At 64.9% G+C, this 9650-nt stretch carries 7 protein-coding genes; 2 read left to right on the top strand and 5 right to left on the bottom strand.

Annotated elements, in window-relative coordinates; genetic code table 11:
• Nucleotides 1-414: 414 nt before the first annotated feature.
• Nucleotides 415-1776, bottom strand: a complete 1362-nt coding sequence (gene glnA, locus K7W42_RS19825; RefSeq protein WP_224576882.1) for a type I glutamate--ammonia ligase — start codon at nucleotides 1774-1776, stop codon at nucleotides 415-417.
• Nucleotides 1777-2108: 332 nt separating this feature from the next.
• Here glnA and K7W42_RS19820 point away from each other — a divergent pair, with 332 nt between their 5' ends.
• The gene (locus tag K7W42_RS19820; RefSeq protein WP_224576886.1) at nucleotides 2109-4265 is read left to right on the top strand and encodes a glutamine synthetase III family protein; all 2157 of its coding nucleotides are present in this window, start codon (nucleotides 2109-2111) and stop codon (nucleotides 4263-4265) included.
• Nucleotides 4266-4436: 171 nt separating this feature from the next.
• Here the strand turns inward: K7W42_RS19820 and K7W42_RS19815 are convergent, their stop codons facing one another.
• A complete protein-coding gene (locus K7W42_RS19815) occupies nucleotides 4437-4994 on the bottom strand; it encodes a flavodoxin (protein WP_224576880.1) in 558 nt (185 codons plus the stop codon).
• Between the two features lie 218 nt (nucleotides 4995-5212).
• Here K7W42_RS19815 and K7W42_RS19810 point away from each other — a divergent pair, with 218 nt between their 5' ends.
• Nucleotides 5213-6025: an AAC(3) family N-acetyltransferase gene (locus K7W42_RS19810; RefSeq protein ID WP_224576878.1), complete on the top strand. Its 813-nt coding sequence runs from the start codon at nucleotides 5213-5215 to the stop codon at nucleotides 6023-6025.
• A 118-nt stretch (nucleotides 6026-6143) separates the two neighbouring features.
• Here the strand turns inward: K7W42_RS19810 and K7W42_RS19805 are convergent, their stop codons facing one another.
• The 3 genes from K7W42_RS19805 to K7W42_RS19795 all read right to left on the bottom strand — a co-directional run bounded on the left by K7W42_RS19805 (nucleotide 6144) and on the right by K7W42_RS19795 (nucleotide 9437).
• A complete protein-coding gene (locus tag K7W42_RS19805; protein ID WP_369411403.1) occupies nucleotides 6144-7238 on the bottom strand; it encodes an NAD(P)/FAD-dependent oxidoreductase in 1095 nt (364 codons plus the stop codon).
• Between the two features lie 94 nt (nucleotides 7239-7332).
• Nucleotides 7333-8694, bottom strand: a complete 1362-nt coding sequence (locus K7W42_RS19800) for an FAD-dependent oxidoreductase (RefSeq protein WP_224576873.1) — start codon at nucleotides 8692-8694, stop codon at nucleotides 7333-7335.
• Between the two features lie 137 nt (nucleotides 8695-8831).
• Nucleotides 8832-9437, bottom strand: coding sequence for a helix-turn-helix domain-containing protein (locus K7W42_RS19795; protein ID WP_198170356.1), 606 nt, complete (start codon nucleotides 9435-9437; stop codon nucleotides 8832-8834).
• Nucleotides 9438-9650: the final 213 nt, after the last annotated feature.

Genomic DNA, 9650 nt, shown 5'->3' with positions numbered 1-9650 from the left:
ATTATAGATGCACTTCGGGCCAACTGTCCCGGGTGCGGTGTAGAGATGCGGCAATTTTAGAAGCGGCTTTAAAGTCTGTCAATGCGCGCCTCATGAGTCGCCTTGAAATGTTTTTGTCAGAATGAGAGTGAGTCGGGAGCTGCGTTGCGCCCTAGCTCTAAAATCTGGCAATACAATTGCTCAAACTGTGCCAGAGTTTCGGCGCCACTCGCTCGGATGAGGCTGGCGGCGCAAGTCTGTTCTGGGGGCGTGGGGGGCGGCGGTGTCTTTCTGTCCCCTCACGCTGCGCCCCTCTCTGGGCCTAGGCCCTGTCTGCGACAGCTTTGCTCCAGAATCCAGGTCAGTGGGGGAGGGCACGCCCCCGCTTCATGAATTTGTCAGCGGCTGATGACGACGCCTGCCTCTGGCTTCACCTTAAATCAGGTCTAGATAGCGTTGCAGCTCCCAGGGGTGCACAGCGGCGCTGTATTCGCGCCACTCGGCCTGCTTGGCCTCCACAAAATGATCCAGCACATGTTCGCCCAGCGCGCGCGCCATCACTTCATCTTTTTGCAGTTCTTCGACGGCCTCGCGCAGGTCGGTGGGCAGTTCTTTGACACGGTGATGGCGCTTCTCGCGCACCGTCATCTTGAAGATGTTGCGCTGAATGGCGGGCGGCGGCTCCATCCCCTGCTCGATGCCGTCCAGGCCAGCGGCCAGCATCACCGCCAGCGCCAGGTAGGGGTTGCAGCTGGGGTCAGGCATCCGCACCTCGGCGCGGGTGGAATTGCCGCGTTTGGCTGGAATACGAATCAGCGCCGAGCGGTTGCTGGTGCTCCAGGCGATATTCACGGGCGCCTCAAACCCCGGCACCAGACGTTTGTAACTGTTGACCAGCGGGTTGGTGACGGCCGCCATTCCAGCGGCGTGGTCCAGCAGGCCGGCTATGAACTGCTCGGCGGTGCGTGACAGGCCGTATTCGCCTTCAGGGTCGGCAAAGGCGTTGCTGCCGCCCTTAAACAGGCTCAGGTGGCAGTGCATCCCGCTGCCGTTGACGCCCGGCATGGGCTTGGGCAAAAAGCTGGCCAGCAGGCCGTATTCCAGCGCCACACGCTTGACCACAAACTTGAAAGTCGCAATGCGGTCAGCGGTTTCCAGCGCCGGGGCGTACCGGAAGTCAATCTCGTGCTGGCCGGGCGCGACCTCGTGGTGGGCGGCTTCAATTTCAAACCCCATTTCGACCAGTTTGTTGGTGATCTCGCGGCGGATGCGCTCGCCCTTGTCAATCGGGGCCAGGTCAAAGTACCCGGCGCGGTCGTGGGTGACGGTGCTGCCGGTGCCGTCCGGGGTGCGTTCAAACAGAAAGAACTCGGGTTCGGTGCCCACGAACATCTCGAAGCCCTTGTCCTGGGCGCGGGCAATCTGGCGCTTGAGCACCTGCCGGGGGTCGCCCTCAAAGGGGGTGCCGTCCGGCAGGGTCACGTCGCAAATCAGGCGCGCCACCTTGCCGCGCTCGCCTTCCTCGCGCGAAAACTGCGGGTAGATCAGAAAGGTGCCCAGGTCCGGGCGCAGCAGCATGTCGGATTCCTCGACGCGGGTAAACCCCTCCACGGCGCTGCCGTCAAAGGTCACGTCGCCGCTCAGGGCCTTGGCAAACTGCGATTTGGGCACTTCCACGTTCTTGGTGGTGCCCAGAATGTCGGTGAACTGCAGGCGCAGAAACTTGACCTCCGCCTCTTGCAGCTGAGCCAGAATCTGCTCGCGGGTGGGCGGCGGGGTGGGGGTACGGGGGGACATGGACAGAGGGTCTCCAGGGGAAAGAGGGAGGTGGGAACGGCTGTGCCGAAATGCTACGGCGTTCTCCAGCTGAAAGAGGCGCGGTGCAACTTGTCTTCCCTGATTTGACCAGACGATTTAGCCGACCGCAACAAAGTGCAATCTAGAGTCGGCTAAACGGGACAGATGATGTCAAAAGTCGCATCTTGTTCAGGAGAATGCGTTGACCGTTCTCTGCTGACCCTCCTATACTCGCCGGCGAGGACGCCCGGCAGGGGCGGGGGCTTTACGTGGAATTGAGGGACGGACACCACGCGGCGCCCCACCCCGCCCTGCCGCGCACAGGGAGCGACATGAACCATGACTTCGACGTGATTTCTGCGGCCCGCAACTGGCGCACGGACGCCGCCGCGACCGCCACCCCCAGCGACATCGTGACCGGCGTGTATGCCAGCGATGTACTGACCCTGGAGCAGCTGAGGGCGCGCCTGAGCAAGCCGACGTTCAAGAGCATTCAGGCCACGCTGGAGCGCGGCGCGACCCTGGATCCCAGTATTGCCGACACCGTGGCCCTGGCCATGAAGACCTGGGCGATGGAAAAGGGCGCGACCCACTACACCCACTGGTTTCATCCGCTGACCGGCGCCACCGCCGAGAAGCACGACTCGTTCGTCTCGCCCGACGGCGACGGCGCGGCCATCGCCACCTTCAGCGGCAAGGAACTGATTCAGGCCGAACCCGACGCCTCGTCCTTTCCCTCCGGCGGCCTGCGCGCCACCTTTGAAGCGCGCGGCTACACCGCCTGGGATTCCAGCAGCCCGGCCTTTATCATGCGCCACGCCAACGGCGCGACCCTGTGCATTCCCACCGCCTTTGCCAGCTGGACCGGCGAGGCGCTGGACACCAAGACCCCGCTGCTGCGTTCGGTAGAAGCCCTGAATAAGGCTGTAACGCCGGCCCTGAAACTGTTTGGCGCCAGCGAGGGCACGCGCGTGGGCAGTACCCTGGGCGCCGAGCAGGAATACTTCCTGATTGCCGAGGAGTACTTTTACCGCCGCCCCGACCTCGTGATGACCGGGCGCACCCTGTTTGGCGCCCAGCCGCCGCGCGGCCAGGAACTCGAAGACCATTACTTCGGCGCTATCCCCGACCGCGTACTGAGCTTCATGACCGACGCCGAGACCCAGCTGTACGCCCTGGGCATTCCGGTCAAGACCCGTCACAACGAGGTGGCCCCCGGCCAGTTTGAGATTGCGCCTATTTTCGAGGACAGCAACATCGCCGCTGACCACCAGCAGCTCACCATGCAGGTGCTGCGCAACACGGCGCGCAAGTACGGCCTGGTGGCCCTGCTGCACGAGAAGCCCTTTGCGGGCGTGAACGGCTCGGGGAAGCACTGCAACTGGAGCATGGCGACCAACAAGGGCGAGAACCTGCTGGAACCCGGCGACACCCCCCACGAGAACATGCAGTTCCTGTTTTTCACCAGCGCCGTGATCAAGGCCGTGGATGAACACCAGGACCTGCTGCGCATCAGCGTGGCCAGCGCCAGCAACGACCACCGCCTGGGGGCCAACGAGGCGCCGCCCGCCATCATCTCCATCTTCCTGGGCAGCGAACTGAGCGAGATTTTTGACCGTCTGGAATCTGGTCAGGGTGGGCGTGGCACGGAAGCCGGTCTGCTGGGCCTGGGCACCAGCGTGCTGCCCCCGCTGCCCCGCCATGCGGGGGACCGCAACCGCACGAGCCCCTTCGCCTTTACCGGCAACAAGTTCGAGTTCCGCGCGGCGGGCAGCAGCCAGAGCATTTCCTTCCCGATCACCGTCCTGAACACCATCGTGGCTGACGCGGTCACCGCCCTGACCGCCGAATTGCAGGCCAAGCTGGAGGCCGGCGGCGACCTGAATGCCGCCCTGGCCGACATCGTGAAGGCCACCTACAGCGCCCACAAGCGCATTGTGTTCAACGGCGACGGCTACAGTGACGAGTGGCACCAGGAAGCCGAGAAGGACCGTGGGCTCCTGAACCTGCGCACCACCCTGGACGCCGTCGAGCACCTGACCGACGAGAAAAATGCTGCGCTGTTCGCCAAGTTTGGCGTCCTGAGCGACCGCGAGCTGGCGGCCCGTCAGGAAATCATGTACGACATTTACTTCAAGACGGTGAACATCGAGGGCGAGACCACCGAGTACATGGCCCGCACCATGATCCTGCCCGCTGCTGTGAAGTACCTGGGTGACCTGCGGGCGGCGGGGGCTGGCCGCGCCGTCACCGCCATCTCGGGTGAGGTTGAGGCGGCGGCTGACGCCCTGTACGACGCCGTGCAGAGTCTGAGTGAGCAGAACGCGGCCACCGGCGGCGACGAGGTCCATGACAAGGCCCACCACATGCGCGCCCACGTGCTGCCCGCTATGAGTGCCGTGCGCACGGCCGCTGACGCACTGGAAAAGGTCGTGGCCGAGCAGCACTGGCCCCTGCCTACTTACCGCCAGATGCTCTTTGTGAAGTAACCGAGCAGCAAACCGCGCGCGCCCCGGAAGCCAGAAGCCGGGGCGCGTTTCTACGTCCAGAGAGATGGGCTAGAGGCTCGCCTTATCTACGTCAAAGCCGAAAGGTGGGGGAGTGCAGAGCCAAAGGGCAGCAAAAAAGCGATGTCCTGAAGAGGCCGACAGGTGCTCTGGTTATCGGGTTTCGGTCAGGAGAGGTAGCTGGGCTTCGTGGACCACCTGGGCCCCCCAGCGCTGCACCCGCTCCGGAGTCAACTCGGGCTGGTTGTCCTCATCCAGCGGAAGGCCCACAAACAGGTTGTTCTGCACGGCGCGTGAGGCGCCGAAGTCGTAGCCGGCCGTGCTGACCTTGCCAATCAGGGCCGCGCCACTGGCCTGGGCGGCGGCGGCCAGAATGCCCAGCGCGTCCTGAAAGGTTTCTGGGTAGCCGTACTGGTCTCCGCAGCCAAAGAACCCCACCTGCACGCCGGTCAGGTCAAGCGCCTGGAAGGCCTCCAGCTGGTCTTCCCAGTCGTACTGAAGTTCGCCGATATCCCAGGTCGAGCAGCCCAGCAGCAGCACCTGATGCTCGGGCAGGCGGGCCAGGTCGGCCTTGCGGATGTCCTGAGGCTGGAGGGTCAGGCCTGTCAGGCTCTTCAGGGCGTCCGCGATGAGGTCAGCGGCGTGCTGGGTCGCGCCGTTAGAAGAGCCGTAATACAGGCCCACTGTGCTTTGAGAAGGAAGGGAGGTCATGGGCGGTTTCTCCTTAAAGAGGCCGGCGGTCACTTGACGGCCTGGCTGGGGCAAGAGGTTTCAAAAAAGGGCGGCCAGGGCTCATATCCCACAACGCCTTCTATCCTGATAAACCTGATAAGAATAGTCAAGTTATCTTTTCTCTTTGGACTGGACAGCACGGCTTTCAGTGGGCTTGGCGGGTGGAATGCAGCAGCAAGAGGAGTAAACTGCCCAGTGTGCTGAACCTGCTGCGCCGATCCGCTGTTACGCCTGCCGAACTGGATGAAGGACTGGCAGCGCTGGGGCTGGACGGCACGCAGCATGTAATTATCCATGCCAGCCTGAAGGCCTTTGGCACTCTGGAGGGCGGGGCGGCGGCGGTGGTTGATGCGCTGGCAGCCCGCACGGCGACGGTGGTAGCCCCTGCCTTTACCTACAGCACGCTGCTCTCACGGCCGACCTCGGTGACAAACGCGCGCTTTACCCGGACCTCCAAGGTGAGCCGCGACATCGGGCGCGTGCCTCAGGAACTGGTGGACCGCGCCGAGGCGCTGCGGTCGTTTCACCCCACCCTGAGTTTCATTGCGCTGGGACAGGAGGCCGCGCGGATCACGCAGGCCCAGTCTCTGCAAAGTCCCTATCAGCCGATTGGCGCGCTGTACGACTTGGACGGCTATGCGCTGCTAATGGGCGTGGACTTTGGCAGCAACACCAGCGTGCATTACGGCGAACATGTGGCTGGCATGCCACTGCTGACGCGCTACGTGCCGCTTGAGGGTCAGGTGGTCCCCACCGCCTTCCCCAACTGCTCAGCGGACTTTGACACCCTCGCGCCTGAAGTCCATCTGGGGCTGCGCAGCACCCAGGTGGGCGGCGCCACCCTGCGCCTGTACCGGGTGCGCCGCCTGGTGGACGCTACGGTGAACCTGCTGAGCCGTAACCCCGAGGCGCTGCTGTGTACCTACCGCTCGTGCCGCTGCCAGGAGGTCCGTGCGCTCGTGCGCGAGCGGGGCCTGCAGCCACGCCTCCACCGTGGCCTGCTGAACTGACCGGCTGGACGGACGACAGGCCGGCGGCTTCAGCAGGGGGAGACTGACCACCTGGACTTCCTGATGGGGTCCTTAGGTGTGCTGATTCTGCTTTGCCTACAACCTGCGCCCTACGTCTTTACGCCAGCCGCTTTTCACTGCTGTGGCCGGGACGCACCTTCAGGTCTGGGCGCACATGGTGTGCGGCGTGATTGGCTGCCACCGCCGCCTGCGCCAGCCCCACCGAAATCAGTTTGAAGTCGGCGCCCGAACGCGCCACGTCGCCCGCCACAAACACGCCGTTCAGAGCGGTGTGGCCTCCCAGCGCGTCGGGGATGTACTCGCCCTGCCACGCCAGCGGCCAGGTCTGGGCCGCGCTCAGGTCTGGCAGATAACCATTCAGAATCAGGACGGTGTCGGCGGGGACGGTGTGATCCTGGCCGTCCACGCTCAGGTGCGCGGCACCGGGGCTGAGGTGACTGAGAACGGCGGGCGCCAGCACCTCCAGCTGCCCCGCAGCCTGCGCGGCGTTCAGCCCCGCCAACTCGGCTGCGCTGCCCCGGAAGCCCACACGGCGGTGCGTCAGGGTGACATGTGCTCCGGCTCCACTGAGTTCCAGTGCGGCGCGGGTGGCCTGCGGCACGCCGCCCACAATCAGGACGCGCCGGCCCGCAAATCCGCTGGGGTCGGGAATGTCGGTGCGGACATCCGCGTGGCCACCCGTGGGCAGGCGCACCTCGCGCGGCCGCAGGGCGCCCAGGCCGAGTGCCAGAATCACAGCGCCTGCGGTGAAGGTGTGTGGGCCTTCCGGCGTCTCAGCTTGCACGGTCCAGCTGCCTTTCAGCTGCTCCAGGGTGTATGCCAGGGTGTGCAGGTGGGTCGTCACGTCCAGCCCGTCCAGCTGCCGGTACAGCCCAGCCACCAGATCGGCGGCCGGAGTGGCTGGGAGGCCCGGCACGTCATACACCCGCTTGTCGGGATACAGGGCGCTCAGCTGGCCGCCAACCTCACCTCGTGCTTCCAGCAGGCGCACACTCAGGCCGCGCCAGGCGGCGTAAAAGGCGGCGTGCAGGCCAGCAGGACCGGCGCCAACCACCAGCACGTCGGCCGTCATGACAGAGGCACTCATGCCGCTGAGTATCGCAGAGGAAGCAAAAAAAACGTCCCCCGCCGGTGTCGGCGCAGGGACGCAAGTGGGTGCTGTTGGAGTTCGGCGTACTGGCCGTTCTGTCAGGCTGAGAGAGCGCTAAAGCTGCTTCAGGCCTTACGCCAGGGGCCCGGAGTTCGCTGACCGCCCCCTAGTTGGTGCACAAGCTCAGCGCGGCCGCTTACCCTCGGCGCAGCCCCAGCATGGCCTCGCGGTGAACCACCTTGGCGCGGGGGCGCCCCAGCGTTTTGCCCTCGGCCAGTTCGTGGGCGTCCAGCACCTGCCAGTCGGCAAAGGTGTAGACGTGAACGCCCTTGCTGGCCAGCAGCGCGTCTACTGCCCCTCGGGTGGGCTGCGCCGCGCCGGGCAGCACGCCCGCTTTGGCATCGGCCAGCAGGTGGGCCACGGTGTCGGTGGCATCCTTGCGGTTGGTGCCGACCACGCCGCTGGGGCCGCGCTTGATCCAGCCGGCGGTGTACTCGCCGGCGCGGCCTTCCACCCGGCCTTCCGCGTTGGGAATCACGCCGCGCTTCTCGTCAAAGGGCACGCCCGGCAGCGCCACGCCCCGGTAACCCACCGAGCGCAGCACCATCTGGGCGGGCAGCACCTCGTACTCGCCGGTGCCCACGGCGTTGCCGTTCTCGTCCAGTCGGTTGCGCTCGACCTTTAAGCCGCCCACGCGCCCCTGACCATCATTCAGAATCTCGACTGGCGAGACCAGAAAGCGCAGGTGAACGCGGCGGGGTTTGCCTTCGGGCTCATGGGCGGCGAATTCACGCAGTACCTCGACATTCTTTTTCCTGGTGTTGTCGGTGATGGCCGCTTCTTCAGCGTCCGTCAGAGTGATCTCGGCAGGGATGACCACCGGCTCGGCGTCACTCAGCTCGCCAAATTCGCGCAGTTCCTTGGTGGTAAAGGCCGCCTGCGCCGGGCCACGGCGACCCAGAATCCAGATGTCCTGCACCGGGCTGCTGTCCAGCGCCGTCAGGGCGTGCGCCGCAATGTCACTCCCGTGCAGTTCCTGGGTGGTTTTCGCCAGGATCCGGCTGACGTCCAGCGCCACATTGCCCACGCCGACCACGGCCACACCGCTGGCGTGCAGCAGCAGCTCGCGCGCCGCCGCGTCGGGGTGACCGTTGTACCAGGCCACAAATTCAGTGGCGCTCATGCTGCCAGTCAGGTCCTCGCCGGGAATGCCCAGGCGGCGGTCACTGCTGGCCCCCACGGCGTACAGCACGGCGTCGTAGTGGGCCAGCACCTCCTCATGGGTCAGGTCGGTGCCAAACTCCACGTTGCCCAGAAAACGCACGCGGGGGTCGGCCAGGGTCTTTTCAAACCCCTTGGTCACGCTTTTAATCGTCAGGTGGTCGGGCGCCACGCCGTACCGCACCAGGCCGTAGGGCGTGGGCAGGCGGTCGTACACGTCCACCTCGGCCGGCACGTCGGTCTGCTTGAACAGGGCTTCAGCGGCATACACGCCGCTGGGGCCGCTGCCAATGACAGCCACGCGCAGGGGACGCTCTGGGGTATAGATCGGGGTCACCGGCTGAGTGTACGCAGAGGCGAGAGCGGTGGGAATGCCCGGTGTCCAGTCTGGGTGTCACGTAGGCAGAAACAGAACAGGCAGAGACACAGCAAAACGCCGCCGTCCGGGGGGACGGCGGCGCTAAACAGCTGGGATTATGCGGCGGCAATCTCGCTGAGGGCGGCCTCGTTCTTGAGGGTGATCTTGCCGTAGCCGGCGCTGATCACGCCTTCACGGCTCAACTCGCCCACCACCTTGGTCACGGTCTCGCGCACGCTGCCCACAGCGGCAGCCAGTTCGTCGTGCGTGGCGTAGATCAGGGTCTCGCCGCTGTCTAACTGGGTAGCCAGGGCAGTGTCCTTGAGCTCCAGCAGCTCGCCAGCGATGCGGGCGCGCAGGCGCTTGCCGACCAGGCGGTAGATGCTCTCGTAGGCGCGCTCCAGGGTACGCACGAGGTGCGTGGTCACCACGAGGTTGTCTTCAGCGCTCATCAGGGCGGGGTTGATCACGTCAATGGCGCTGTCGGTTACGGCTTCGGCAAAGTAGGCGCGGTTGACGCCCGCCAGGGCTTCCTCGCCAAAGTACTCGCCGGGCTTGACATACCGCAGGGTCAGGCCGTTGCCGTCGTCGTCCATGGTGTGCACGCGGACTAGACCGGTCGAAACGCGGTAGAGCATGTCGCTTTTGCCAGGGTAGAGGATGACGGCGCCGGGGCGGTAGGTCACGGTATCAACAAAGGTGCGGGTATTTGTCGTGGTCATTGTGGTCGCCTCCTGAGGCGGAAGGTGTGGAGAACTGTGCGCCGGGACCATTCCCGACATGGTCACAGTGTAACCCAAAATCACTTTTTTGTAAACAGTTTTGTTTCTTTAATCCACGTTGAGGTTACAGACTGGCTGACGGGTCATCTGGCAATGCAACGGCGCTGGGCGCAGGTCTACTCCGCGCAGGGAAAGGGAAGAGGCCTCACCCAA

This window comes from Deinococcus betulae (genome assembly GCF_020166395.1).
GTDB classification, from domain to species: Bacteria; Deinococcota; Deinococci; order Deinococcales; family Deinococcaceae; genus Deinococcus; species Deinococcus betulae.
The sequence above is the reverse complement of the archived record's forward strand: the minus strand, read 5'-3'. Positions and strand labels throughout refer to the sequence as shown.